Genomic DNA, 26211 nt, shown 5'->3' with positions numbered 1-26211 from the left:
TTCGGCGGGGTTTTTTGTGTACGCGGGAAAAACCGGCGATGCCTGGCGTCGGCCAAGGCCGGTGCGGTCTCAATTGGAAATCACATTCTTGCCGGCACCCTTGGCGCGATACAGGGCCTGGTCGGCCCGGCCCATCAGTTCGGCCATGGGCTCGTCGGCGTGACGTTCCACCACCCCAAAACTGATTGTCAGTGAGTTCAAGCCCAAGGGGTTGCGTTGCAGCAGGCGCTCGCGCATTCGCTGTGCCAGGTTCATGGCGGTGGCGAGAGGGCTGTCCAGCAGGACCAGCATGAATTCGTCACCGCCCCAGCGCGCCAGCAGATCAGTGTCGCGCAGGCAGCCCTGGAGTGTTTGCGCGACCTCGACCAGCACCCTGTCTCCGCCTTGATGCCCGTGGCGGTCATTGATGAGCTTGAAGTCATCGATATCCATGGCAATCAGCGACAGCGCCTGGCGAAAGCGCCCGGCGCGCTGGCACTCCCGGGACAGGATCCTCTCCAGGCAATAGCGATTGGCGACCCCGGTCAGCGAATCGCTCTCGGCCAGGCGGCGGTTTTCCTCGAGCTGGGCCTGCAACTGGCGATTGACCCGTGACAGCTCGGCAGTCCGCTCGGCGACGATGGCCTCGAAGGAGTGGGTACGGGCCTCCAGTTGTTCGAGCAGGCGCCGTTGGTCTTCGAGACTACGGTGGGCGCCGATCATCCGGGCGACCGAACCGTCAGGATTGCGGGCGATCACATAGCCGCGGTCTTCGACCAGGATATAGTCGCCGCTGCGGGTGCGGCAGCGGTACTCGGCGTGATAACCCAGGGTGCGTTCATTCAGATGGTCATCGAAATGTGCCATCACCTGTGGGTAGTCGTCGGGATGAATCACGTTTTCCCAGGTGAAGACGCTGTTCGGCAGGCTATTGGGGGAGTAGCCGAGCATTTCGTACCAGCCGGGGCTGCGGTAGACCAGGCCGGTATTGGCATTCCAGTCCCAGACGCCATCGCTGACCAGTTCAAGGATCGCGTGCACAACGTCTTCGTTGATATCGCCGAGTTGGCTGTTCCAGGGTCCGCTTTTGGATGGTTCGACCATCGCTGCTCACTCCTTTGGCATTGATTTCGGTGTCTCAGGCCAAAAGCGGGGACGCAACGGTCTATGGCACGGTAATACTGTACCGTTTGTTGTGGGAAATATAGATGTAGAGCCCTGGCTCTCGGGGTTTTCGAGGTGTTTGGCGCAATGGGGGTGATCCGCATAGGCATGGGCAGTGAAGGCGCGGGCGATGATTTTCCTGGGGCTGGCCTGCCTGCGGGCTGGGGCGGCGGATTTGAGCCCGTCTGCGCAGTTGCCGGTCTGGCAGGGGCGTACCTTGTCCCGCGACGAGGTGCTGGGGTATGCCACGCTGCTGCGCGGCGAGTTCTGGCAGAAGAAAGGGGCGCTCGAAAAAGCCCTGGCGGATTACCGTAGCGGAACCCGGCTTTATCCGCACTCGCCCAAAGGCCAGAACAACCTGGCCTGGCTTATTGCGAGCACTGAAATCTTCAAGGGGGCAGCGTTCCAGGCTGAAGCTCTCACCGCTGCGCAACGGGCGATGGCGCTGCAACCCGATGCCAATACGCTGGAGACCCTGGCCTGTGTGCGGGCCAGGAGCGGTGACTTTACCGGGGCGATCGCGGCTGAGAAGCAGACATTGGCGCTGAAACCGAAGGATAAGTATTTCACGGCGAGAATGGCTGGATTTCGTCAGATACCCGCCAGGGACTGTGTAGGCATTTAGATCGAAGCATGCAAGCCGCCTAGTGGCGATTCCTCTTCTTACATCCTATTGCGGCTGCGACGGACTTACTGCGTTTCAAGGGAAAGCTAATGTCGCTCTGTCGTTGCACGTGCAGCGATCAGGTCTGATAAAGCGCTGGTGGATAACGCTTTCCTGGCGCTTGTTGGCGAGTGCGGGCGTTTCTGCTAGTATCCAGATGGATACTTGATGATTTTGAATTACGTTGTTCAGCAAACGCAGAGTTTTTCGCACTGGCATTCATCCGTACGTGATTTGCGCGCCAAGGTGGCAATTGCCCGTCGCATTGATCGCGTCGCCGCGGGTAATTGGGGTGATGTGAAATCGGTGGGTGAGGGCGTATCCGAGCTACGAGTAGATGTCGGTGCGGGCTATCGTGTGTATTTCACGGTGCGCAACGGTGTGGTGGTCATCCTGCTGGCTGGGGGTGACAAGTCTTCACAGGTTGCCGACATCCGACGAGCAAAGAAACTGTCACAGGAGGTTTGAATATGAGCCAAGCTCTCATCGCATTTGACATGGCTGCGTTGCTGGATAGCGACGAGGCTATCAGTGAGTACCTGTCCCAGGTATTGGCCGATAGAGATAGCGATGAATTTCTTCGCGCGATTGGATATGTGGCCAAAGCGAGGGGAATGGCGCAAATAGCCAAGGACTCGGGGCTCGGGCGGGAAAGCCTCTACAAGACTTTTGCGCCTGGTTCGAAACCACGTTTCGAGACGGTGCTCAGGGTCATGCATGCTTTAGGAATAGATTTGAATGCTCATGCGCGAGCCTTGGTTTAGCTTCGACCCCTCCATGATCAGAATGTCTCTCGCTGCTGCGTGATGTCATTTTTACGGTCGTTATCCAAGAAACCTTCCAGCAGGTTTCCCGCATTCGAATCAAAAAAGGCAGGCCCATCCCCAGGCCAGCCCTCACCGCGACTGACCTCGAAACGCACCTGCCTCTTTTCATTCGCCGCCGCTCCCACTCAGCGGCGGATCGTCATTGCTGTACGACGCTATACCCGGCAAACGCCGTCTGCTGCTGAATCGCCGTGACGATGTTCTGACGGGTGGCCGGCTGTTCGTTGCCTTCGTTGTCGACAAAGGTTTCGCTCAGCAACTCGGCCAGGTCGCCGTGGCCGGCAAAGGCAAAGCCGAGGAATTCGAATGCTTCGCGGTCGGCATTGGCCTTGCTGCGCGGTGTGCGCAGCGGGAAGTTGACGCTGGTGTCGTCCTTGCTGATGACAAAGACCGGCGCCTCTTTCTTGACGCGTGCGGCCTTGCCCTTGCCGGCGCTGGGGTTGCTCAGGGCCTGGTGAGTCTGGTTCAGCACCTTGAGCGCCAAGCCATAGACCAGTTCCTGGAACGCCGCGTCGTCCTTGTAGCTGGAGAGAATCCGGCTGATCGGGAATTTCGTGCTCAGGTCTTCCAGGGCCGCGATGTCGGCCGCCTCGGCGTCCTTGAGTTGCTTGAGCTGGCCCATGAGTTCGTAGGCTTTGTCGTCGTCGAAACGGTCGTGGGCCTGGCGGATCGCCAAGCGCAGTTCGCGAATCTGGTCGCTCTCTTTCGAGGTGTGGAAGGCGTCGAGAACCATCTCGCTGATGTTCTTGGCCTGGGGCACATGCTGGGAAAGATGGATGGCGTTTTCGTATTCGCCCTTGGCGGACAAGGAGGTTACGGCTTCATCGGTATGGGAATCAGGCATCGAAATTTCGCTATTTCAGTGTCATTTAACTGGGGTGAGGCTCGAAAGGCCGGGGCATTTCAGGGCGCCTAATCTATTGGACCCACGCGCCAATGTCACGGCTCAACCGGTCAGCGGTCTCGGAAGAAGGAAATTTACCAGTGAAATGAGGTGGTTGGCTTTGCTCGCCAATTTATTGGCGATGGTCGGTTTTTATTTGATGAAAATCTATTGGACAACAAAATAATGGCGCTATCAAATTGATACTGCGTGGGGAGGGAGCAATCCGGGAATAACGGGCAATGGAATGTAGAGCTAGTCGAGTGCTTGTCCCCTTACATTTTTGAGTTGAACCTAATTGTACGAAGGGACACCTACATGCACCGTTCAGATGACATTGCGAATCTGTTCAATCGATTCGGGGGGAGTGTCGAGAGCTACCGGGAGATCGAGCCCAGCTACGACTACATCGAAGACACGGCGCCTGTCGTATCCGAAGTCCCGATGCCGGAGTCGCTGACTGCCAGCCTCGACCCTCAGCCCACTGAACCCTTGGATGTTTTCCCGTCGTCCTCCATGGCGCTCGTCGGCTCCACGCCGCTGAGCCGGCTGCTGGTGGAAATCGAACAACAGCGCGGCGGCGTGTCTACTGCGCAGCCTGTTGGACAGGGTGCGCCAAAGCTCAAGGCCAAGGTCATTGTCCTGGTGTCGGCCAAGGGTGGGGTGGGCAAGAGCACCCTGGCCGCCGTCCTGGCCTGTGGGATCAAACGTTCGGGCGGGCGCACGCTCGCGCTCGATCTGGACCCGCAAAACGCCTTGTGCCTGCACTTGGGCGGCAACGAAGACTGGCCAGGCATTGCCCAGTCCGAGAGTGCCGACGAAGATTGGCAGCCGCTGATCCACAAGGGCTTTTCCGGTAGCCGTTGCCTGGCCTATGGCGTGGTCGGCGAGCCGCAGCGTCGGAGCCTGGAACAGCGCCTGGAAAACGATCGTTTGTGGCTGGCCCGTCACCTGGCGCAGCTTGGCCTGGATGAGCAGGACACGCTGTTGATCGACACCCCGCCCGGGGCAACGGTCTACCTGGCCCAGGCGCTGGAGATCGCTGATGTGGTGCTTGGGGTGACCCTGGCCGATGCGGCCGCCTACACCAGCCTCAATCAATTGGACCGGCTGCTCGCTCCCTACCTGCAACGGGAAAATCCCGCGCAATACAAAGTTGTGATCAACCAGTTGGACACGTCCCGCCAGTTCAGCCTCGACCTCTGCGAAGTGCTGAAAAAAAGAACAGGACAGCAGCTGTTGGGGGTGATCCGCCAGGATCATTTCATCAGCGAAGCCTTGGCGTACGACCGTAATCCGCTGGCGCATACCCCAAGCACCCGAGGCTGCCAGGACGTCCTCGACCTCTCAGGTTCGCTGTGCGAACTGCTCATGTACGGTACGCAAGAGTCCTCTTTGTCATGACCCGCGATCCCAACCTCACGCCCCATCTCCCGGGGCGCTCTGAACTGCGTCTCAACGCCTGGCTGGAGCGTTTCAACCAATGGCCGGGGGCGCTGCGCAAGGCGCTGATCGCGGGCATTTCGCTGATTGGCGGGCTGTTGCTGATCAGCATCGTCAGCGCACCGCTGGACCTGTACAGCCAATGCCTGTTTGCCGCGCTGTGCTTCGGCCTGGCCTTGCTGGTCAAGCGCATGCCGGGGCGCTGGCCGATCCTGTTGCTGATCGTGCTCTCGCTGGTCGCCTCGTTGCGCTACATGTACTGGCGCCTGACCGAGACCCTCGGTTTCGAAGGCTGGCTGGACATCGCCTTTGGCTATGGCCTGGTGCTGGCGGAAATCTACGCCCTGGTGGTGCTGGTCTTCGGTTATGTGCAGACCGCCTGGCCCCTGCGTCGCCGCCCGGTACTGCTCACCGGCGACCCCAGCGAATGGCCGACGGTGGATGTGTTCATCCCCACCTACAACGAAGCCCTGAGCATCGTGAAACTGAGCATCTTCGCCGCCCAGGCGATGGATTGGCCCAAGGAAAAACTGCGGGTGCATGTGCTCGACGATGGTCGTCGTGACGAGTTCCGACGGTTCTGCCAGAGCATCGGCGTCAACTACATCACCCGTGATGACAATGCCCACGCCAAGGCCGGCAACCTCAATGCCGCTCTCAAGGTCACCGACGGCGAGTACATCGCCATGTTCGACGCCGACCATGTGCCGACCCGTTCCTTCCTGCAGATCGGCATGGGCTGGTTCCTCAAGGACCCACAGCTTGCGATGTTGCAGACGCCGCACTTTTTCTTCTCCCCGGACCCGTTCGAGAAGAACCTCAAGACCTTCCGTGCCGTGCCCAACGAAGGCGAGTTGTTCTACGGCCTGGTGCAGGATGGCAACGACCTGTGGAACGCCACCTTTTTCTGCGGCTCCTGCGCCATCCTGCGGCGCCAGCCATTGGAAGAAATCGGCGGCGTGGCGATCGAGACCGTTACCGAGGATGCCCACACCGCCCTCAAGCTCAACCGCGCCGGTTACAACACCGCCTACCTGGCGATTCCCCAGGCCGCGGGCCTGGCCACCGAAAGCCTGTCGCGACATATCAGCCAGCGCATCCGCTGGGCCCGGGGCATGGCGCAGATCTTCCGCCTGGACAACCCGTTGATGGGCAAGGGCCTCAAGCTCGGCCAGCGGGTCTGCTACGCCAATGCCATGCTGCACTTCTTCTACGGTTTGCCGCGCCTGGTGTTCCTCACCGCGCCCCTGGCGTACCTGATCTTCGGTGCGCAGATCTTCCACGCCTCGGCGCTGATGATCACCGCCTATGTGCTGCCGCACCTGTTCCACTCGAACCTGACCAACTCCTGTATCCAGGGGCGCTTCCGCCATTCGTTCTGGAACGAGGTCTACGAGACGGTGCTGGCCTGGTACATCATGCCGCCAGTACTGATGGCGCTGATAAAGCCCGGCTTTGGCGGTTTCAACGTCACCGACAAGGGCGGGATCATCGACCAGCAGTTCTTCGACTGGAAGCTGGCCCGGCCCTATATCGTCCTGCTGGTGCTGAACCTCACCGGGCTGGGTTTTGCCGTCCACCAATGGATCTGGGGCGATCCCGCCACCGCGATCACGGTGCTGATCAACGCCCTCTGGACCCTCTACAACCTGATCATCACCAGCGCCGCGGTGGCGGTGGCCAGTGAGTCGCGGCAGATCCGCGCCGAGCCGCGGGTCAGCGCCGAGTTGCCGGTCAAGGTTGAACTGCCCGACGGCACCCCGGTGTATGGCATCACCCAGGACTTCTCTCAGCGCGGGCTCGGCATCAAGTTGCCGGCGGGCACTACGGTCACGGCCGGTGAGCGGGTGCGAGTGACACTGTTTCGCAACGCCGCGACCTGTGAGTTCGACACCACGGTGGTGTTCAGCAAGGGCCAGTACCTCGGCGCGCTGTTCGATCCGTTGACCCTGCGCCAGCAAAGCGAACTGGTGCGCATGACCTTCTCCCGTGCCGACACCTGGGCCACCAGTTGGGGCAACGGCAAACTCGATACACCGCTGTCGGCCCTGCGCGAGGTCAGTGCCATTGGCCTGATCGGCCTCGGCACGCTGGTCAAGGCGCTGTTGCTGCCGACGCGCCGACGCCCGGCCGATCAGCCGACGCTTGTTCGCCCAGCCGTACCGGCCAGAAAAAACGCCCCTTTGAACCCGCTCGTACCTCTTATGGATAAGTCATGACCCCTACACCGTTGACCCGTAGCGCCCTGCGTTGCACTCGTCGTCCGCTGATGCTCCTGGCTTCGTCCGCACTGTGCCTGGGGGGGCTGGTCCATAACGCCTGGGCCGAGACCGCCGCAACGCCGCCGATGGTGCCGACGAATGTCGCGCCACAGCCGCCGGCCGGCAGTTACAGCCACAGCCTGACCCTCAAGCAGTTGGGACGCCTGGACACCATGAACCTGCAGGGCGTGGAAGCGGCCGACAGCGTCAGCTTCAACGTCCGCGCCGACGAGGTGGTCAACAGTGCGCAACTGCTGCTGCGCTACAGCTACTCGCCGGCGTTGCTGGCCGACCTGTCGCAGATCAACGTGCTGGTCAACGATGAGGTGGCCGCCAGCCTGGCGCTGCCCAAGGACGGTGCCGGCAAGCCGCAAGAGCAGGTGGTGAATATCCCGGCGCACCTGATCACCGAGTTCAACCGCCTGCGCCTGCAATTTATCGGGCACTACACCATGCAGTGCGAGGACCCGCAGCACAGCAGCCTGTGGGCCAAGATCAACAACAGTTCAGAGCTTGAGCTCAACGTGTCGCCGATCTCGCTCAAGGACGATCTGTCGATCCTGCCGCTGCCGTTTTTCGACCGTCGCGACTCGCAGCCCTTGAACCTGCCATTCGTGTTTGCCAAGGCGCCGGATCACGCCGCCCTCGAAGGCGCCGGTGCGCTGTCGTCGTGGCTGGGCGCCCTGGCGGCTTATCGCGGCGCCAGTTTTACCAGCAACGTCGGGCAACTGCCGGACAAGGGCAACGCCGTTGTCCTGGTCGAGAGCAAGGACGCCGTGCAGTTGGGTGGGCTGGCGATTCCCGCGCCGAAGGGCCCGACGGTCACCCTCGTGACCCATCCCGGCGACCCCCATGCCAAGCTCCTGATCGTCGCCGGTCGCGACGGCGCCGAGCTCAAGCTCGCGGCCTCGGCCGTGGCCCTGGGCAGCAAGGCGCTGGAGGGCAACAGCGTGCTGATCGAGCATCTTGATTCGCTGAGCCCACGCAAACCCTATGATGCGCCCAACTGGCTGCCGTCCGATCGTCCGGTCAAGCTCGGCGAGCTGCTCGATCCGAAGCTGTTCAGCGTGTCCGGCTACAACCCGGGGCCCATCGGCATACCGCTGCGCTTGCCGCCGGACATGTTCAACTGGCGTGAAGAAGGCGTCCGGCTGGACTTGAAATACCGCTACACCCCGCAGCAGGAATCGAGCAATTCCTCCTTGCTGGTGAGCCTGAACAACACCTTCATGAAGTCGATGCCCCTGCCTTCGATGAAGAGCCTGGGCGGTGCTGAAAGCCTGCTGACGCTGCTGCAGAAAGATGAAAGCCTGCCCCGCGAATCCGTCGTCCGCATCCCCCTGGGTTCCGCCGGCGCGCAGTCGCAATTGCAGTTGCGCTTCATGTTCGACTACATCAAGCAGGGCGAATGCCGCGACATCATCATCGACAACATGCGTGGGCTGATCGACCCGGATTCGACCCTCGACCTGACGGGCTACAACCACTACATCGCCTTGCCGAACCTGGGCGTGTTCAATGACAGCGGCTTCCCGTTCACCCGCCTGGCCGATCTTTCGCAGAGCGCCGTGGTGCTGCCCGACGGCAGCGGGCCGGCGGAGTGGGGCGCCTACCTGACCGTGCTCGGTCGCTTCGGCGACTCCACCGGCTACCCGGCCACGGCCGTGCAGGTGGTGGATGCCGCGCAGGTGCAGTCGGTCAGTGACAAGGACCTGCTGGTGCTGGCTTCGGGCGACAACCAGCCTTTGCTCAAGCAGTGGATCGACCGTTTGCCGGCCGGTGTCTCGGGCGACAACCATCGCTTCTCGCTGTCCGACCTGACCTTGCGCGTGCGCCAGTGGATCAGCCCGGACCCTGCGGCCAACCAGCGCAAACCGACCTTGACCGTGAGCTACAGCGGTCCCCAGAGCAGTACCTACCTGGCCGGTTTCGAGTCGCCGCTCAAGCCCGGTCGCAGCGTGGTGGTGATTGCCAGCGGCAAGCCTGAAGGCTTGGCCGAGGCCACGGCCGCGATGATCGGTGGCGACGCCTACAAGGACAGTCTCCAGGGCAGCCTGGCGGTGGTGCAGGGCAAGGAGATCACTTCGCTGGTGGCCGACGAGCAGTATTACGTCGGTGAGCTGAACCTGTTCAAGCGCGTGCAATGGCTGCTGTCGCAGAACATGCAGTGGATGCTGCTGGTGACCGTGCTGGGCCTGTTGCTGGTAGCCAGCCTGCTGTATCTCGCCCTGCGTGCCCGTGCGAAGAAGCGTCTGTCATGATCTGGCGTCGAACCTTGCTGTCCCTGGCGCTGCTGGTGCCGCTGGTCGCGCGGGCCGAGTCCTGCTCGTTGCAGAACTGGCCGCTGTGGAAAGACTACGCCGAGCGTTTCGTGCAGAAGGACGGGCGCATGCTCGGCTCGAGCATGGACCCCAACCAGAGCAGTTCCGAAGGCCAGGCCTATGGGATGTTCTTCGCCCTGGTCGGCAACGATCCGCTGACCTTCGAGGAGCTCTGGCATTGGACCCGCGACAATATGGCCGGGGCCAATATCGCGCAGAACCTGCCCGGCTGGCTGTGGGGCCCAACGCCCACTGGCACCTGGGGTGTGATCGACACCAACTCCGCCAGCGATGCCGATCTCTGGATCGCGTACTCGCTGCTGGAGGCCGACCGTCTGTGGCACAAGCCCGAGTACCGTACGGACGCCCAGCGGATTCTGAACAACCTGGACAAGACCCTGGTGCGCAACATTCCGGGCCTGGGCAAGATGCTCTTGCCGGGCCCGGTCGGCTACGAGCATCCGGACCAGCTCTGGCGCTTCAACGCCAGCTATACACCGATCCCGTTGCTGCGACGCTTCAGCCAGGAGAGCCCGTCCGGGGCCTGGAAGGACATCGCCGAAAGCACCGCGAAGATGATTGCCGACAAGAACATGAACCGTTTCGGCTTTGTGCCCGACTGGGTCGGTTATCGCGGCACGGACGTCAACAAGGGCATGTTCGTGGTCGATAAATTCACCTCGGCCCAGGGCAGCTACGACGCCATCCGCACCTACCTGTGGGCCGGCCTGACCTCGCCTGCCGACCCGCTGGCCAAGCCGATCCTCGACAACCTCGACGGCATGGCCCAGTTCGTCGCCTCCACCGGCGTGCCGCCGGAAAAGGTCCAGGTGGTCACCGGCGTTACCGAGGGCATCGGCCCTTACGGTTTCTCCGCGTCCCTGGTGCCGTATCTGCGGGCCAAGGGCCTGCCGTTGCTGGCCGACCAGCAGCAGCGCATCGTCGACGAAGCCATCGCGCACTATAGCAATCCGGCCGATCCGGCCTACAGCCAGCACCAGTATTACCATGTGATGCTGAGCCTGTTCTCACTGGGCTGGAGTGAAAAACGTTATCAGTTCAACAAGGACGGTACCTTGAAAGTGTCCTGGGAGGCTCCATGCGCCAGCAAACCCTAGCCCTGGCGGTGTGCGCCGCGCTGGCGGCCATGCCCGGCCTGGCCGCCGAGACCGGCAACCCGCAGTCGCTGCTGATCCAGCAGGGCTACTACTGGCAGGCCAAGGAGCATCCCGATCGGGCCGCGGAGGCCTGGAGCAAGTTGTTGAACCTGTCCCCCGAGCAGCCTGACGCGCTCTATGGCCTGGGCCTGATCGACCTGCAACAGAAACGCCTGGACGGTGCCCGCCAGTACCTGGCGCGGTTGCAGGCGATCAAGCCGTTGCCAGGCCTGGCCTTGCAGTTGGAGCAGGATATTGCGCTGAGCCCGGGCGACAAGCAGCAACTGCTGGAAAAGGCCCGCGAACTGAGCGACGCCGATGAGCGCGACAAGGCGGTGGCGGTGTACCGGCAGTTGCTCGATGGCCATCAGCCGCAAGGCTTGATCGCCCGTGAGTACTACAACACTCTGGGCTTCTCCACTGGTGGCTGGCCCGAGGCCCGCGTGGGGCTGGAGCGGTTGCGCCGGGAACGTCCCGACGACGCGATCCTCGACTTGTTCCTGGCCTTGCACCTGGCGCGTAACTCCGACAGCCGCCCGGAAGGCATCCGTGCCCTGGCGCGGCTGTCGCACAACCCGGATATCGGCGGCAATGCCGATGAAACCTGGCGTTTCGCCTTGCAGTGGCTGGGGCCGCCCTCACGCGACCAGGTGTCGTTGTTCCAGCAGTATCTGCAGGCACACCCGGACGATGCCGAGATCCGTGCGCTGATGGACAAGGGCATCGCCCAGGGCCGTGGTGGTTCCGGCTGGCAGCGCGACCCGCAGGTGGCCCGTGGTCTCAAGGCCATCGATGCCGGCGATATCGCGGGTGCCGAGCAGGCCTTGCAGGCCCGTCTCAAGGAGCGTCCCAACGATTACGATGCCCTTGGCGGCATGGGTATCGTGCGCCAGCAACAGAAGCGTCTGGGCGAGGCCGAAAGCTACCTGATACAAGCCACCCGCCTGCCGGGTGGCGCGCAGTGGAACGCGGCCCTCGAGGACGTACGCTACTGGATCCTGCTGGACCAGGCCGGCGATGCCCAGCGCGCTGGCCGACAGAGCCAGGCCCGGGCACTGATCGACCAGGCGATCGCCAAGAACCCCGCCGAGCCGGCCGGTCCCACGGCCCTGGCCAACTGGCAGTCCCAGGCGGGGCAGCTGGATGCCGCCGAAGCCGGCTATCGGCAGGTGCTGGCGCGCACGGCGAACTACCCGGAAGCCCTCGCCGGATTGATCAACGTGCTGTCGCGGGCGGGCAAGTCCGATGAGGCGTTGCGCCTGATCGACGGGCTGTCGGCGGCGGACCAGGCACGCCTGGCGCCTACGGTGAAAATCCGCTCCCTGCGCGCGATCCAGGTGGCCAAGTTGGCTGAACGTCGCGGTGATCTGGCGGCGGCGCAAAAGGCCTACAAGGAGGCCCTGGCCGACGACCCGAAAAATCCCTGGACCCGCTTTGCCCTGGCCCGTGTCTACCTGCGTGACGGCCAGACCCAGGTGGCCCGGGACCTGATCGACGAACTGCTCAAGCAGCAACCCGATCAGCCCGACGCGCTCTACACCAGCACCTTGCTCTCGGCCGAGCTGGGTGAGTGGACCAAGGCCCAGCGCACCTTGTCGCGGATTCCAGCGGCCAAGCGCAGCAGCGACATGAACGATATGGAGTTGGACATCCGCCTGCATATCCAGACCGAATTGGCGGTGGACGTGGCCCGCCGTGGTCAGCGCCAGGAGTCCTGGGCACTGCTGTCGCGCTGTGAGCCCCTGGCCGGGCAGAAACCCGAGCGTGTCGCGGTGCTGGCATCGGCCTATGCCGAAGCCGGCAATCCACAGCAGGCGGTCAACCTGATGCGCCAAGTGCTCGATCACTCGCCATCGACCCCCGACCTGCAATTGCTCTACGCCGGTGTGCTGCTCAAGGCCGATCAGGACGCCCAGGCCAGCGAGATCCTGCGGGACTTGCAGGGCAAGCCGATGAGCGAGACCGCCAGCAAGCGTTATGAAGACCTGTTGTTCCTCTACCGGATCAAGCAGGCCGATGAGTTGCGGGAAAAGAACGACCTGGTGGCGGCTTTCGACATGCTTTCGCCAGCCCTCAAGCAGCGTCCCAATGACAGCCAGGCGGTGTCGTCTCTGGCACGGATGTATGCAGCCAGCGGCAATACGCAAAAGGCCCGGGAACTCTATGCACCGCTGATCAAGGCCGACCCGGGCAATGCCAAATTGCAGCTGGGCCTGGCCGATGTCGCCCTGCAAGGACGGGACTTCGACCTGGCCGAACAGTCGGTGAAAAAGGCCCTTGAGCTGGAGCCCGGGGTACCCCAGACCCTGACCGCGTCGGCGCGGATCTATCGCGGCATGGGCAAGACCGGTGAGGCCGGCAAGCTGCTGCGCAAGGCCATCGAAATCGAAGACAGCCAGCGCCAGGAGATCTATGTGGCAGCGGCTCCGCAAGCCGCGACGCAGTCGGCCAACCCCTTTGTCGGTTTGCCCGGTCAACGCCGGGAGGCGACGGCCCTGGCGTCGTCGAACCTGGTTCCGCCGCCGATCAATGCCTCTGTCGTGGGCCTGGGTTCAGGTTTGGGCGCCCGTGACGGTGACACGGTGCCGACGGCGGTCGGACGCGGGACCGGCATCGCGGCAAATTCGGTTGATCCGTTCGGTGATCCCTACGCCCGCGAAAGTACTTCGCGCCCGACGCTGAGCCCGGCGCAACAGGCCTTGAACGAGATCGTTGAAGACCGTACCGGCTATGCCGTCCAGGGCCTGACCGTGCGCAGCAACAACGGCGAAAAGGGCCTGAGCAAGCTGACGGATGTCGAGGCCCCCTTCGAAGTCAGCGTGCCGGTGGGCGATAACAGCGCCAGCATGGCGTTGCAGATTACCCCGGTTTGGCTGTCTTCCGGTCGTCCGGACAGTTCTGCCCTGGTACGTTTCGGTAGTAGCCGCTCGACGTCGGCCGGTTCGCAGAAAGATAACGGTGTTGGCGTGGCGGTGGCCTACCGGGACAAGGAGCAAGGCCTCAAGGCTGATCTCGGTGTCAGTCCTGTAGGCTTTCTCTACAGCACGCCGGTTGGCGGTGTCAGCCTCAATCGACCCTTCGACGGCAATTCCGATTACCGCTACGGGGTGAGTGTTTCACGCCGGGCGGTTACCGACAGCGTGACCTCTTTTGCCGGCTCCAAGGATCCGAGCACCCGGATCAAGTGGGGCGGCGTCACGGCCAACGGCGTGCGTGGCGAACTGAGCTACGACGACCAGAAATTCGGCGCCTACGGCTATGGTTCGGCGCATGTGTTGCAAGGCAACAACGTCGAGTCGAACAACCGCTTCGAACTGGGCAGCGGTATCTACTGGTATCTGCGCAATGCCCCCGACAGCATCCTCACCTTGGGCCTGAGTGGTTCGGCGCTGACCTATGCCAACAACCAGGACTTCTTCACCGTGGGCCATGGCGGCTACTTCAGCCCGCAGACCTTCTTCGCCCTGGGCGTACCGATCAGCTGGTCGCAACGTACCGAGAACTTCACCTACCGGGTCAAGGGTTCGGTGGGCGTCCAGCATATCGGCCAGGACAGCGCCGAGGTCTTCCCCGGCAACAGCAATCTGCAACCACGGGCCACCGCTGCCGGGCTGACCGGTTATGGCAGCGAGAGCAAGACCGGCGTCGGCTACAGCCTCAATGCGGCGGGCGAATACAAGTTCGGTTCGCGCTTCTTCCTCGGTGGCACGCTGGGCGTGGACAACGCCAGCGATTACCGACAGCTCAGCGGCGGTGTGTACCTGCGCTACACCTTCGAGAACATGACCGGGCCGATGGCTCTGCCGGTCAGCCCTTTTGGCTCCCCCTATTCGAATTGATGCAACGAGGAAATGATTGATGGCTTCTTCTGTACTGGCTGGTTTGACCTTACTCGTGATTGGCGAAAGCCATATGAGTTTTCCCGACTCGCTGATGAACCCGCTCTATGACAACCTGACCCAGCAAGGCGCCCAGGTTCACGCGATCGGTGCCTGTGGCGCCAACCCGGCGGACTGGGTCACGCCCAAGCTGAAACTCGATTGCGGGGCGATTCGCGAACCCGGTGAAAAGATCAAGGTGATGAGTCGCGGCACCCTCGACACGCAGCCGATCAAGGACGTGATCGCCAAGGACAAACCGGATCTGGTGGTACTGATCATGGGCGACACCATGGCCTCCTACAAGACCACGCCGTTTCCCAAGGTCTGGGCCTACCAGAGCGTCACGGCGCTGACCAAGCAGATCGCCGACAGCGGTGCCAAGTGTGTGTGGGTCGGCCCGGCATGGGGCAAGGCCAACGGCAGCAACACCAACGAAAACCAGTACGGCAAGAACCAGGTCCGGACCCAGCTGGTGGCGGGCACCCTGGCCAATATGGTCGCACCGTGTACCTATATCGACTCGACGAAGTTCTCCAAGCCCGGGGAGTGGACCACCTCCGACGGCCAGCACTTCACCATCGCCGGCTACAAGTTGTGGGCGGCGGCCATCGGCAAATCACTGAACGAGCTGCCCGCCGCGGCAGTGAAAGGAGCTGCAAAGTGAAACGGATTTTCAATGCCGTTGGCGCTCTGGCCGGCCTGGCCCTGAGTGCCAGTGCCTTCAGTGGGCCGATTGCCCTGTACCCCACTGGCCCGTCCCAGGACTCGGCCTACCTGCGCTTCGTCAACGCGGCTGACACGCCCCTGGAACTGACCCCCGAAGGAGCGAGCACCAGCTTGAAGCTGGAGAAGGGCCAGGTGGTCAGCGGCTTTATTCCGGTGTCCGGTGGTCAACCGATCAGGGGCAGTTTGAGCCGTGATGGCAAAAAAGTGGCCCTGGACGTGAAGGTCAACGCCGGCGATTTCGCCACGGTGTTCGCCCTGGCCGATGCACAGCAAGGCATTCGACAAGTGGTGGTCAGCGAAGCCTTCGATATCCCCAACCAGCTCAAGGCCTCGCTGGCGTTCTTCGATGCCGACCCAGCTTGCACTGACGCCCGGATCAACCTGGCCGGGCGCGATGTCGACCTGTTCCAGAAGGCGCCGCCGGGTAACCCTCGGCGTCAGGAACTGAACCCACGGGCTTCGCTGGCGGTGCAGTTGGTCTGTGCCGGCAGCCCGGTGGGTTCGGCGGTCGAACTCGGCGCACTGGAGGCGAACAAGCGCTACAGTTTGTTATTACTGCCATCGTCGTCGGGGCCTCGCCTGATTACCGCCACGGATAGCTTGTCCAACTGAATCGGAAGCGCCCGTTGCCATGGTTTTCGCCTCGCTTGAATTCCTGACGCTGTTCCTGCCAGCCTTTCTGCTGGTCTATGCGCTGGCCCGTCCGGGTTGGCGTAACGTCATCCTGCTGATCGGCAGTTGGTTGTTCTACGGCTGGCTGAGCCCGCTGTTCCTGTTCCTGCACATGGTGCTGACCCTGTTGGCCTGGGTCGGCGGCCTGTTGGTGGACCGCTCGCGGGAGGATTCGCGGGGGCGGATACGTTTGTTGATCGCGCTGATCGTGATCAACACCGCGGTGCTCTGCTGGTACAAATACGCGAATATCCTCGCCGCGACCTGGAACCAGTTGATCACCTATTACGGCGCCATGCCCATGGCCTGGCAGCGGGTGGCCTTGCCGGCGGGGTTGTCGTTTATCGTTCTCCAGGCGATTTCCTATCTGGTGGATGTGCACCGGCATGTGGTGCCGGTGGAGCGCAGCTTTATCAACTACGCCACCTACATCTCCATGTTCGGTCACTCGATTGCCGGGCCCATCATTCGTTATGACTGGGTCCGTCGGGAGCTCAACCAGCGTTATTTCAACTGGTTCAACTTCTCCCTCGGCGCACGCCGGTTCATGATCGGCATGTGCATGAAGGTGCTGGTGGCCGATACCTTGTCGCCGCTGGTGGATGTGGCCTTTCACCTGGACAATCCCTCCTTTGTCGATGCCTGGATCGGTTGCCTGGCGTATTCGCTGCAACTGTTTTTCGACTTCGCCGGCTATAGCGCCATGGCCATCGGCCTGGGGCTGATGCTGGGCTTTCACTTCCCGGAAAACTTCAACCGCCCATACCTGGCCTACAGCATCCAGGACTTCTGGCGGCGCTGGCACCTGTCGTTGTCCAGCTGGCTGCGCGACTATCTGTACATCGCCCTGGGTGGCAATCGCAAAGGCGTGTGGAAAACCTATCGCAACCTGTTCCTGACCATGGCCATCGCCGGGCTCTGGCATGGCGGCGACAGCTGGAACTACCTGCTCTGGGGCTCTGCCCATGGTGTGGCCTTGTGCGTCGACCGGGCCTGGTCGCGCTCCAGCCTGCCGGGTCTGCCGCTCTGGGCTTGCCATGTCGCCACGTTGCTGTTCGTGTGCCTGGCCTGGACGCTGTTCCGTTCGCCGGACTTCGCCACGGCCCTGAGCATGTATGGCGGCCAGTTCGGCCAGCACGGCTTTGCCCTGAGCGACGCCCTGGCCGTGACCTTGCGCCCGGTGCATGGCTTGGCGGCGTTGCTCGGATTGGCGTGCATTCTTGCGCCGCTGTTGCAGCCCCGTGTGGAAAGACGCTTCGCAGGCAACGAGCTGTTCGTGTTGGCTGCGGCCCTTTGGCCCGTGCTCGGGTTCACCCTGTCGTTCGCTCTGATCGCCAGCCGTGAAGCCGTGCCCTTTCTGTACTTTCAATTCTGATGAACCAGCCAACGCAATCCCCGTCCGTTGCCCCCACGCCACCTAGCGCGCTGGCGATGCGCGCCAGTCCCCTGGCGGGCGTGATCTTCACCCTGTTCCTGGCACTGGGGGCCTTGTCCTGCGTCTGGTTGATGATCAAGGGTTCGATCGAGTTCGTGCCCAAGGTGGTGACGCCGGACATGCTCCTGCATGGCGAGATCACTCACCGTTTCGCCAAGACACTGTCGGATGCACCACTGCCCAAGCAGGCCGCCGACCTTGAGCGCGGCGGCAGCTGGTTGATCGATGGCGACCTCGGGCCACGGGTGCGCGAGGGCTGTCCGGGTTGGTTGTTCCTGAGTGACGAGTTGCGCGTGAACCGCAACGCGGCGACCAATGCCCAGGCCAAGGCGCAGGCTGTGCTTGATTTGCGCCAGGCGTTGAGCAAGCGCGGTATCGAATTGCTGGTGGCGGTGGTGCCGGACAAGAGCCGGATCGCGGCGGCGCAGTTGTGCTCGCTCAGGCGTCCGATTGCATTCCAGCCACGGATTGCCGCCTGGTTGACCGGGCTGCAAGGCGCGGGCGTGGCGGCGGTGGATCTGACGTCAGGTTTGCAGGCGCTGGGGGAGGGCGCTTTCCTGCGTACCGATACCCACTGGAGCGAGGCCGGGGCCAAGGCGGCGGCGGGGCGGATTGCCGAGGCGGTCGGTGCCTTGAAGTTCAGCGCGACGCCGCGCAAGAGCTATGAACTGAGTACGCAAGCCAGTGCCGTGCGACCGGGTGACCTGGTGCGCCTGGCGGGGATCGACTGGTTGCCGTTGGCGTTGCAGCCGAAGGCCGAGAGCGTGGCGGCGACGCTGATCAAGGAGAAGGCTGATGCGGCGACAGGCGAGAACCTTGACGATCTGTTTGGCGACGACAATCTGCCGAACACGGCGTTGATCGGTACATCGTTCTCGCGCAACTCGAATTTTGTCGGTTTCCTGGAGGCGGTGGTGGGCGCGCCGGTGGGCAATTTCGCCAAGGATGGTGGCGAGTTTTCCGGGGCGGCGAAAGCCTACTTCGACAGCCCGGCATTCAAGCAGACGCCGCCGAAGTTGCTGATCTGGGAGATCCCGGAGCGGGATCTGCAGACGCCCTATGACGGGAATGTGCGGTTACCTTGAGCTGGATATGAAGGCGGCCTGTCAGACCCTGTCGCCTGTATCGCGAGCAAGCTTGCTCCTACAAGAGTTGTGTCGTTCACAAAACCACGGTACGACACAAAACTGCAGGAGCAAGCTTGCTCGCGATGAACGATAACGCGGTCCCCCGGTTAAACTTCGATTGCCCCGGCCCGCCCGCTCTCCACGACAAACTGCTTGAGCGTCGACACGCGGGCGTTCACATCCCGGGGATCGGAGATCACCCGGAAGTGGGTCAGCATCTTTTGCTCCTGCACCTCGACCGAAACATAACCACGCTGGCGACTGTCGAAAAACCGCACGTGAGGATTGAGCGGCAACACGCCGTTGAACAACTCGAATGGCGGCCCATCGGAGGTCACCGAGGTGCCGACGAACTCGGTCGCCACGACCTTCGACTGCGGATCACCTGGGCGCGCGTGCAGGTCCGTGGTCCAGAACGAATGAATATCCCCGCCCCAGAACACCGGGTTGCTCACCTTGCTGCGTTCAATGGACGCCAACACCCGATCCCGCGTCGCCCCATAACCATCCCAGCCATCGGTCCAATGTCCCAATGCCTGGCTGGCCGGATCGCGTTGCGTCAGCGGTGCCACCAGCAGGTCCTGGGCAATCACGTTCCAGCGGGCTTTCGAACGGGCAAAACCCTGCTCCAGCCAAGCTTCCTGTTCCCAGCCGAGCATGGTGCGTTTCGGGTCGCTGAGGTCCGCGCAATCTGATGGCGCGACATGCCCTTGGTGGCTGCGATTGGACGGGATACACGGCTGTTCGGAGCGGTACTGACGGCCGTCGAGGATATGGAATTGCACCAGCCGGCCGTAGTCGAGTCGTCGATAGAGGCGCATGTCCGGTCCCCTCGGCAAGCTGCTGGCGCGTAGCGGCATATGTTCGTAGAAGGCCTGGTAGGCCGCCGCTCGCTGACGCAGGAAATCACCGGTGGAAACAGCCGGATCCTGCGACCACTGGTTCGCATAGTCATTCTGCACTTCGTGATCGTCCCAGGTCGCGGCGCAGGGCGCACAGGCATGCAGGGCCTGGAGATCGGGGTCGGTTTTGTAGAGCGCGTAGCGGTTGCGATAGCCCGCCAGGTCGACGGCGTTGCCGGTGCCATGGGGGCGGATGATCTTGCCCGAATCGGCGGCGTAGGAACTGTCGTAGATATAGTCGCCGAGGAAAAACACCAGGTCCGGTTGTTCCGCCGCCAGGTGCCGGTAGGCGCTGAAATAGCCGCGCTCCCAATGCGAGCAGGAGACGAAACCCAGGCGTGCCGGGGTCATGGCCGTCAGCGCCGGGGTGGTCCGTGACTGCCCCACCGGGCTTTGCGCGCCGAGCCCTTCGAACTGATACCAGTAGGGCCGTCCGGCTTCCAGCCCGGCGACCTCGACGTGCACCGAGTGGGCGAAACGCCGGTCGGCCACCACCTCGCCCTGTTTGACGAGGCGGGTCATCGCCGCGTCGCTCGCCACCCGCCAGCGCACTGGCACCGGTTTGCTCAGGCCACCGCTGCCGTCGGCGGCGTTGAACAGCGGCGCCAGCCGGGTCCAGATAACAAAACCGTCCGGCAGTGGATCCCCCGAAGCCACCCCAAGGGTGAAGGGATAATCGACTCCCGCGCTACGGGCAAAGGGGCTGAGGATCGACAAAACCGCCGCCCCAGCCAGTCCGGTGATAATTCGGCGGCGGTCCTGGTCGACCTGCCGTTCGTCGTCTTTACATGCCACTAAATCATTCATGGGAAACACCTGTGAATTTCAGGTCGGTGTTGGTTCGCTGGAGAACTCCCTCACGTAGGTAGCGGCGTGCACGGCAGGAGGTCCGTCCAGTCAAATTTTGCAAGACTGTACCAACATTGTGTCGTGTTCATTACATGGATAAATTTACTGTGTAACAGCTTGTAAGGCCCGGTTTAGAGCCTTCAAATCGTAAATTAATGTTAACCGTTCGGTCATTTTCCGTTGCTAGCTTGGCGCCCCTAATCGAATGAGGGCATCGGAATGAGAACCTGGGACGAACCCAAAAAGCGCAAGGCACACATCGAATTGATCCCCATGATCGACGTGATGATGTTCCTGTTGGTGTTCTTCGTACTGGTGAGCCTGAACGTGATTCCGGCACTGGGCATGAAGACGCAATTGCCGAGCGCGAGCAGTTCGCAGCAGCTCAAACCACAGAACAAATTCATCCTCACCCTGGGGCTCGCCGGCCAGTTGCAACTCGACGGCAAGGACATTGCCGTGGACGCGCTGGTGTCGGCACTCAAGGCGGCGCAGAAGCCGGATACCAAGTCGACGATCATCGTCAACAGCGACAAGGGCGTGGAAGTCGCGCGCCTGGTGGAAGTCATGGACACCTTGCGTCTGGGTGGCTTCACGTCCGTCTCCATCGCCACGCGTAAGTCCTGACCATGTACGTCCTGTTTCGAGTCCGTCAGTGGCTGGGCAGTGTCCCGGCCATCGTGGCGCTGGTGTTGATTGCCATGGGCATCCAGTCCCAGCCGCTGAAGGTCCAGCCGGTGTACGACGAGTCGGCGGTCGAGCTGGCGTTGGTCGAGCCTGAGCCCGAACCCGAGCCGGTGGTTGAGCAAGAACCTCCACCGCCGGTGATCGAGGACGAGGAGGCCGAGCCCGCGCCACCGCCGCCACCGCCCAAGCCGATGCCAAAGCCCGAACCAAAACCTGAGCCCAAGCCCAAGCCGAAACCTGTGCCCAAGCCACAGCCGGTGACGGCCAAACCGGCGGAGAAGCCGGTCGAGGCCAAGCCCGCTGCCGAGCCCGTGGTCGCCCGTGCACCGGCACCGGCCGCGCCACCGCCGCCGCCGAAAGTCGACGGCCAGGCGCTGGAGGGCGGCTACCTCAAGGGCCTGCGCAACGAGTTGGATACCTACAAGCAGTACCCCACCGGACGTCAGGCCTCCCTCGAACGCCCCAGCGGCGAGGTGGTGGTCTGGTTGCTGGTGGACCGGCAGGGCCGTGTCCTCGACTCCGGGATCCAGACCCCGGCGCCGAGCATGCTGCTCAACCGTGCGGCAACCAACAGCCTGCATCGCATCAAGCAGGTCAAGCCTTTCCCTGAACAAGCCTTTGGCGGACGTAACGAGCAGCGCTTCACCGCCACCTTCAACTACAGCGTGCAATAAAAGCACCGACGATCAGGAATACAGTGATGAGGTTCTCAAAGATTCACCTGGCATTGATTGCCGCGAGCATGGGCCAAGGTGTCGCGTTGGCGGACAGTAACGACAGTGACGTCGGTACCATCGGTGTCCAGGGAAAGGCGACCGTGGGTGGCGGTTACATGGTCCAGGAGGAGAGCGTCAAGGGGCGCTCCACGGTGACCAAGGAAGCGCTGGATAAACAGACCGCGACCGGCAACGCCATCGACAAACTCAAGTACACCCCGGGCCTGAACATCTCCAGTGAAGACGCCACCGGCCTGGGCAGCTTCCGCTTCACCATGCGCGGACTCAACTCCGACCAGGTGGGCATGTCCATCGATGGCATGCCGATCAACGACTCCGGCAACTATGCCTTGTACGCCAACCTGCTGGGCGATCCGGAGAACATCGACCAGATCTTCGTCACCCAGGGTTCGTCCGAGGCCGACGGCCCGCACATCGGTTCCAGCGGCGGCAACATCGGCGTGGTGACCATTCGCCCGACCAAGGAAACCGGGGCCTTCGTCAAGCAAGTGGTCGGCAGCCATGCCACCACCAAGACCTTCGCCCGGCTCAATACCGGTGAGGTCAACGGCCTGAGCAACTGGCTGTCGTTCTCCCACACCGAAGGCCAGAAATGGCGCGGCAACGGCGCCGAGCGTGCCGACAAGGTCGAGTGGAACAGCTTCTTCGACATGGGCAGCGGCAACACCGCGAACCTGATCCTCAAGTACCACGAGCAGGAAAACGCCAGCTACAGCCAACTGACCAAGGCCCAGTTCCAGAAATACGGGCGTACCTACGACCCTTATCCGTCGACTCCGGCCCTGGGCAGCAACGGCAAGATCAGCAGCTACGAGGGCCTGGCGCTCAACCCGTTCCAGACCTTTACCGGCGTACTCAACACCCAGTTCAAACTGGCCGACAACCTGTCGCTGTCGGTGATCCCGTATTACTACTGGGGTAACGGCAGTGGCGTCGGCAGCTCGGCCTATGCACTGAACAGCGGCTCCAACGTCGGCGGGGTCTTCGACCTGAGCAACCTGCCGAGCGCCGCCCAGTACAACGCCGACGGCCAGCCGAACACCGGCGTCTACTACCGGCCTTCACGGACCCAGACCTGGCGTCCGGGTATCACCACCAAGCTGAACTGGGATCTGGGCGACCACGCCCTGCAATTCGGCTACTGGTATGAGCGCGCGCGCCAGAGCCAGACCCAGCCGTTCATTCGTCTCAAGCAGAGCGGCAAGCCGGAAAGCATCTGGCCGGATTCCGATTATGTGGTCGATGCCAATGGCAAAGAGGTCCAGGGTCGTGACCGCTTCACCGTGACCCCGGCACAGAAAGTCTGGGCCCAGGACACCTGGTACTTCGCCCCGGACTGGACCCTGGTGGCCGGCCTCGCCTATATGAACGTCGAGCGTGACGGTACCAACCACGGCAGCATCACCGAGAAAGCGGAAAAACGTCACCAGACCTACAACAAGCTGCTGCCCAACGCCGGCCTGAAATACCAGCTCGACGAGCATGACCAGTTGTTCTATAGCCTGTCACGCAACATGCGTGTGCCGCAGAACTACGTGTTGTATGACCAGGGGGCGGGTTCCATCGACTCCAAGCCGGAAACCAGCTGGAACCATGAGCTGGGCTGGCGCTACACCGAACAGGACATGACCATCGCGGCCACCCTGTTCTACATGCAGTTCGAGAACCGACAGGTGTCGTCCAAGGACATCAACGGCGACTTCGCCGACATCAACGCCGGCAGTGTCGACAACAAGGGTCTGGAACTGGAGTGGAGCGGGCTGCTGCCGCACAACTTCAACTTCTATACCTCGTACACCTACACCCGCGCCGAGCAGAAGGACAACCTGACCGTCTACAACGCCGGCAAGGCCATCCTGCTGCCGACTGCCGGCAAGCAGTTCGCCAACGTGCCGAAGAACATGCTGGCGGCCAATATCGGTTATGACGACGGCCTGTTCTACGGCACCTTCGGTGGCAAGTACACCAGCAAGCTGTATGGCGACCTGACCAACGACGAAGCCATCTCCGGACGCACCGTGTTCAACCTTGGCGCCGGTATCTACCTGCCGGTGGACAAGAAGGTGGTCAAGAGCGCGACCCTGCGCCTGAACGTCGACAACCTGTTCGACAAGAAGTACCTGGACGGCGTGTACACCACCAAGACCAACTCGGCGACCTACAGCGGTTTCCGCGATGGCGACCCGGCCTACATCGTGGGCCTGGATCGTACGGTGACCCTGTCGCTGGAAGCGAATTTCTGATGTTTGTCCCACGCGTATTACCGACAGAGGTCACCCGATCATGGACATGAACCTGCTTCACGAAATCACCTTCTATGTGATGTATGCGGCCCTGGCGATTGCGATCTTTATCGCCATCGAGCGCGCCATCTACTTCGCTTATGTCCGGCGCTCGGCCCGGGCGCTGATGGAGGCACTGGGCTCTCATGTGCACAGCGCGAAGGACCTGCCGCAGGCGTTGACCCGGCGTGACAGCCTGCCGCTGGACATGGCCTCGGCGGTGCTGGCACAGAAGGCCACCCATGGTCCGCGCAAGGACCTGGACGATGTGATCGACACCCAGTACCTGGCCAGTCGCGCGCCGTTGGCCCGCAGCCTGTGGATCATCGAGACCATCACCACCGCCGCGCCACTGTTGGGTTTGCTGGGGACCATCCTCGGCATCATCGACACCTTCAAGGCCTTGGCCAGTGCCGGTGTCTCCGACCCGGGCCAGATCTCCGGTGGTATCGGGACGGCCTTGTTCGCCACCGGCCTGGGGATTGCCATCGCGTTGTTCTGCGTGGTGTTCCACAACTTCTTCCAGGACAGCCTGGAGCGCATCAACGACCAGCTCAAGATGTTGCTGATCCGCGCGTCGACCGGTGCTCGTGTGCAGGCTGAAGTAACACATCGGGCGGCGAGCCCGGCGCAGTTGCAGACGGCCTGATTTCGCGGCTCCCTCTCCGCCCCCTGTCGGTACGAGCCGGCAGGGGACGGTGCATTGATTGAAGAGAGTCTTATGCGCAGCTTCCTTAAGTTTCAACCGACACTGCTTCGCGTCGGCATGGCGGGCCTTGTCGGCCTGCTGCTCAGTCCGCTGGCCCAGGCGGACTTTTCCATTCCCGGTTTCGAGCTGGTGCATACCGTCCCGCTCGCCACCGATCTTGGCACCCCCGATTTGCGTCAACCCGGTCCGGTCTGGATCGAGCTCTTCGATGGCGCCAAAAGCCGCATCGATATCGGCCAGTTCTATGCCGCGGACCATCCCGGTTCGGTGATGGACAAGGTCATTGAAAGCCTCGAAGCCGCCGGCAAGCGTGGCGTCAAGATTCGTTTCCTGCTGGAAGAGAAGGGTGTGAAGCTCTCCGAGGAGGCCACCCTCGAACGGCTGCGCAAGATCCCCAACCTGACCTTCCGCGTCCTGCCCTACGCACGCCTGAGTGGTGGCATCATCCACGCCAAGTACCTGGTGGTGGACGGTCGGCAGGCGTTTATCGGCAGCCAGAATTTCGACTGGCGCTCGCTTGAGCATATCCATGAAACCGGCTTGCTTGTCAGCGAGGCAACGATGGTCGGCCAGGTCCAGGCGATTTTCGACCAGGACTGGAAGGCTCAGGCCGCGTTGGCGGCGAACAAGCCGGTGCCATTGCCCAAGGCCGGGAAAGAACCGGCGCGCACCGGCAACTATCTGGTGGCCAGCCCGCAACGCTACAACCCGCCGGGCGTTGGCGATTCGCAGCTGGAATTACCGCGTTTGCTGGCCGAGGCCAAGCATGAAGTGCGAGTGCAATTGCTCGACTATGCACCGCTGTCCTACGGCCCGGACAAAACCCGCCCGTACTACGCCGTGATCGATAATGCGGTGCGTGCGGCGGCGGCGCGCGGGGTGTCGATCAAGTTGATGGTCTCCGATTGGAACACCGGAAAACCGGAGATTGCCTACCTGAAGAGCCTGGCGGTCCTGCCCAATGTGCAGGTCAAGATCGTCACCTTGCCGCAGGACCCGCAGGGCTTTATCCCCTATGCGCGAGTTATCCACAGCAAGGCCATGGAGATCGACGGGCAGGTGGCCTGGGTCGGGACCAGCAACTGGCTCGGCGGCTACCTCGACAACTCGCGCAACCTGGAAGTGGTGATGCACAACAGCGCCATGGCCGAGCGGATCGAGGCCTTGCATGAGCAACTGTGGGACGGGCCCTATGCCTGGCCGCTGGATATTGCCCGGGATTATCCGGCGCCGCATCCGGGCAAGCCTTGACCGGCACGATGTTGAAAGCAGCACTGATTATCAGGGCCGCGTGCCCTGATGATGCCCAGGCTATCGAGGTCTTCTGTCTGCGAACGGATTGTTCGAAGATCATGTTGCTCAGTTCCAGCGAGCGCGAGCAGGCTCATCGGTTTTTTCAGCGATTAGGCTTTAACGGTGATTCAAAGCGAGGCTTTGTGAAATATCGTTGTGCTTTTCAACCTCTTGATGCATGGGAAGACGAGTATACGCTCTCTTGATTCTTT

The 26211-nt window shown here is 62.3% G+C and carries 20 protein-coding genes; 17 read left to right on the top strand and 3 right to left on the bottom strand.

The features are described from left to right. Positions 1 to 69 precede the first annotated feature (69 nt). Positions 70 to 1083, bottom strand: coding sequence for a sensor domain-containing diguanylate cyclase (locus M5C01_RS24590; protein ID WP_152741013.1), 1014 nt, complete (start codon positions 1081 to 1083; stop codon positions 70 to 72). 190 nt (positions 1084 to 1273) lie between these two features. Between M5C01_RS24590 and M5C01_RS24585 the strand changes: the two genes are divergently transcribed. The 3 genes from M5C01_RS24585 (at position 1274) to M5C01_RS24575 (ending at position 2571) form a co-directional block, all read left to right on the top strand. After that, entirely contained in the window at positions 1274 to 1768 is a 495-nt protein-coding gene (locus tag M5C01_RS24585) for a hypothetical protein (protein WP_152741012.1), read from the top strand. Positions 1769 to 1981: 213 nt separating this feature from the next. Further along, the gene (locus tag M5C01_RS24580; RefSeq protein WP_152741028.1) at positions 1982 to 2275 is read left to right on the top strand and encodes a type II toxin-antitoxin system RelE/ParE family toxin; all 294 of its coding nucleotides are present in this window, start codon (positions 1982 to 1984) and stop codon (positions 2273 to 2275) included. Positions 2276 to 2277: 2 nt separating this feature from the next. Continuing rightward, complete coding sequence (locus tag M5C01_RS24575) at positions 2278 to 2571, top strand: addiction module antidote protein (RefSeq protein WP_103494570.1); 294 nt, start codon at positions 2278 to 2280, stop codon at positions 2569 to 2571. A gap of 202 nt (positions 2572 to 2773) precedes the next feature. Here M5C01_RS24575 and M5C01_RS24570 read toward each other — a convergent pair whose 3' ends face one another. After that, a complete protein-coding gene (locus M5C01_RS24570) occupies positions 2774 to 3478 on the bottom strand; it encodes a hypothetical protein (RefSeq protein ID WP_152741011.1) in 705 nt (234 codons plus the stop codon). 357 nt (positions 3479 to 3835) lie between these two features. On the opposite strand from M5C01_RS24570, the gene bcsQ reads away from it, so the two are divergent. From bcsQ to M5C01_RS24525, 9 genes are read left to right on the top strand one after another with little or no spacing between them, the layout of a single operon-like run. Next, on the top strand, positions 3836 to 4921 hold the full coding sequence (gene bcsQ, locus M5C01_RS24565) for a cellulose biosynthesis protein BcsQ (protein WP_152741010.1): 1086 nt from the start codon (positions 3836 to 3838) through the stop codon (positions 4919 to 4921). After that, positions 4918 to 7179: a UDP-forming cellulose synthase catalytic subunit gene (bcsA, locus tag M5C01_RS24560; protein ID WP_152741009.1), complete on the top strand. Its 2262-nt coding sequence runs from the start codon at positions 4918 to 4920 to the stop codon at positions 7177 to 7179. The genes bcsQ and bcsA overlap by 4 nt, the downstream gene beginning before the upstream one ends. Further along, positions 7176 to 9482, top strand: a complete 2307-nt coding sequence (gene bcsB, locus M5C01_RS24555) for a cellulose biosynthesis cyclic di-GMP-binding regulatory protein BcsB (RefSeq protein ID WP_152741008.1) — start codon at positions 7176 to 7178, stop codon at positions 9480 to 9482. The genes bcsA and bcsB overlap by 4 nt, the downstream gene beginning before the upstream one ends. Continuing rightward, complete coding sequence (gene bcsZ, locus M5C01_RS24550) at positions 9479 to 10660, top strand: cellulose synthase complex periplasmic endoglucanase BcsZ (protein ID WP_152741007.1); 1182 nt, start codon at positions 9479 to 9481, stop codon at positions 10658 to 10660. Before bcsB ends, bcsZ begins: the two co-directional genes overlap by 4 nt. Continuing rightward, positions 10642 to 14538: a cellulose synthase subunit BcsC-related outer membrane protein gene (locus M5C01_RS24545; protein ID WP_152741006.1), complete on the top strand. Its 3897-nt coding sequence runs from the start codon at positions 10642 to 10644 to the stop codon at positions 14536 to 14538. Before bcsZ ends, M5C01_RS24545 begins: the two co-directional genes overlap by 19 nt. A 19-nt stretch (positions 14539 to 14557) precedes the next feature. Then, positions 14558 to 15244: an SGNH/GDSL hydrolase family protein gene (locus M5C01_RS24540; RefSeq protein ID WP_152741005.1), complete on the top strand. Its 687-nt coding sequence runs from the start codon at positions 14558 to 14560 to the stop codon at positions 15242 to 15244. Continuing rightward, on the top strand, positions 15241 to 15918 hold the full coding sequence (locus M5C01_RS24535) for a cell division protein FtsQ (RefSeq protein WP_178129951.1): 678 nt from the start codon (positions 15241 to 15243) through the stop codon (positions 15916 to 15918). Before M5C01_RS24540 ends, M5C01_RS24535 begins: the two co-directional genes overlap by 4 nt. A gap of 19 nt (positions 15919 to 15937) precedes the next feature. Beyond that, the gene (locus M5C01_RS24530) at positions 15938 to 17353 is read left to right on the top strand and encodes an MBOAT family O-acyltransferase (RefSeq protein WP_152741004.1); all 1416 of its coding nucleotides are present in this window, start codon (positions 15938 to 15940) and stop codon (positions 17351 to 17353) included. A gap of 56 nt (positions 17354 to 17409) precedes the next feature. Further along, entirely contained in the window at positions 17410 to 18498 is a 1089-nt protein-coding gene (locus tag M5C01_RS24525) for a cell division protein FtsQ (RefSeq protein ID WP_248764404.1), read from the top strand. 149 nt (positions 18499 to 18647) lie between these two features. Here the strand turns inward: M5C01_RS24525 and M5C01_RS24520 are convergent, their stop codons facing one another. Next, positions 18648 to 20249, bottom strand: coding sequence for an alkaline phosphatase D family protein (locus M5C01_RS24520; protein WP_152741002.1), 1602 nt, complete (start codon positions 20247 to 20249; stop codon positions 18648 to 18650). Positions 20250 to 20510: 261 nt separating this feature from the next. On the opposite strand from M5C01_RS24520, the gene M5C01_RS24515 reads away from it, so the two are divergent. The 5 genes from M5C01_RS24515 (at position 20511) to M5C01_RS24495 (ending at position 25957) form a co-directional block, all read left to right on the top strand. Further along, positions 20511 to 20918 (top strand): biopolymer transporter ExbD, encoded by a 408-nt coding sequence (locus M5C01_RS24515; protein ID WP_100941360.1) that lies wholly within the window; start codon positions 20511 to 20513, stop codon positions 20916 to 20918. A 2-nt stretch (positions 20919 to 20920) separates the two neighbouring features. After that, positions 20921 to 21652, top strand: a complete 732-nt coding sequence (locus M5C01_RS24510) for a TonB family protein (protein ID WP_152741001.1) — start codon at positions 20921 to 20923, stop codon at positions 21650 to 21652. Positions 21653 to 21678: 26 nt separating this feature from the next. Continuing rightward, positions 21679 to 23958, top strand: a complete 2280-nt coding sequence (locus M5C01_RS24505) for a TonB-dependent receptor (protein ID WP_152741000.1) — start codon at positions 21679 to 21681, stop codon at positions 23956 to 23958. A 40-nt stretch (positions 23959 to 23998) separates the two neighbouring features. Then, positions 23999 to 24646, top strand: a complete 648-nt coding sequence (locus M5C01_RS24500) for a MotA/TolQ/ExbB proton channel family protein (RefSeq protein WP_103494585.1) — start codon at positions 23999 to 24001, stop codon at positions 24644 to 24646. A gap of 72 nt (positions 24647 to 24718) precedes the next feature. Next, positions 24719 to 25957 carry a phospholipase D-like domain-containing protein gene (locus M5C01_RS24495; RefSeq protein ID WP_152740999.1) on the top strand — a complete coding sequence of 413 codons (1239 nt, stop codon included), beginning with the start codon at positions 24719 to 24721 and terminating at the stop codon, positions 25955 to 25957. Positions 25958 to 26211 lie beyond the last annotated feature (254 nt).

The sequence above is a fragment of the Pseudomonas sp. MWU12-2319 genome (assembly GCF_023242525.1).
Taxonomy (GTDB): domain Bacteria; phylum Pseudomonadota; class Gammaproteobacteria; order Pseudomonadales; family Pseudomonadaceae; genus Aquipseudomonas; species Aquipseudomonas gingeri_D.
This window is presented reverse-complemented; position numbering and strand designations above follow the sequence as displayed.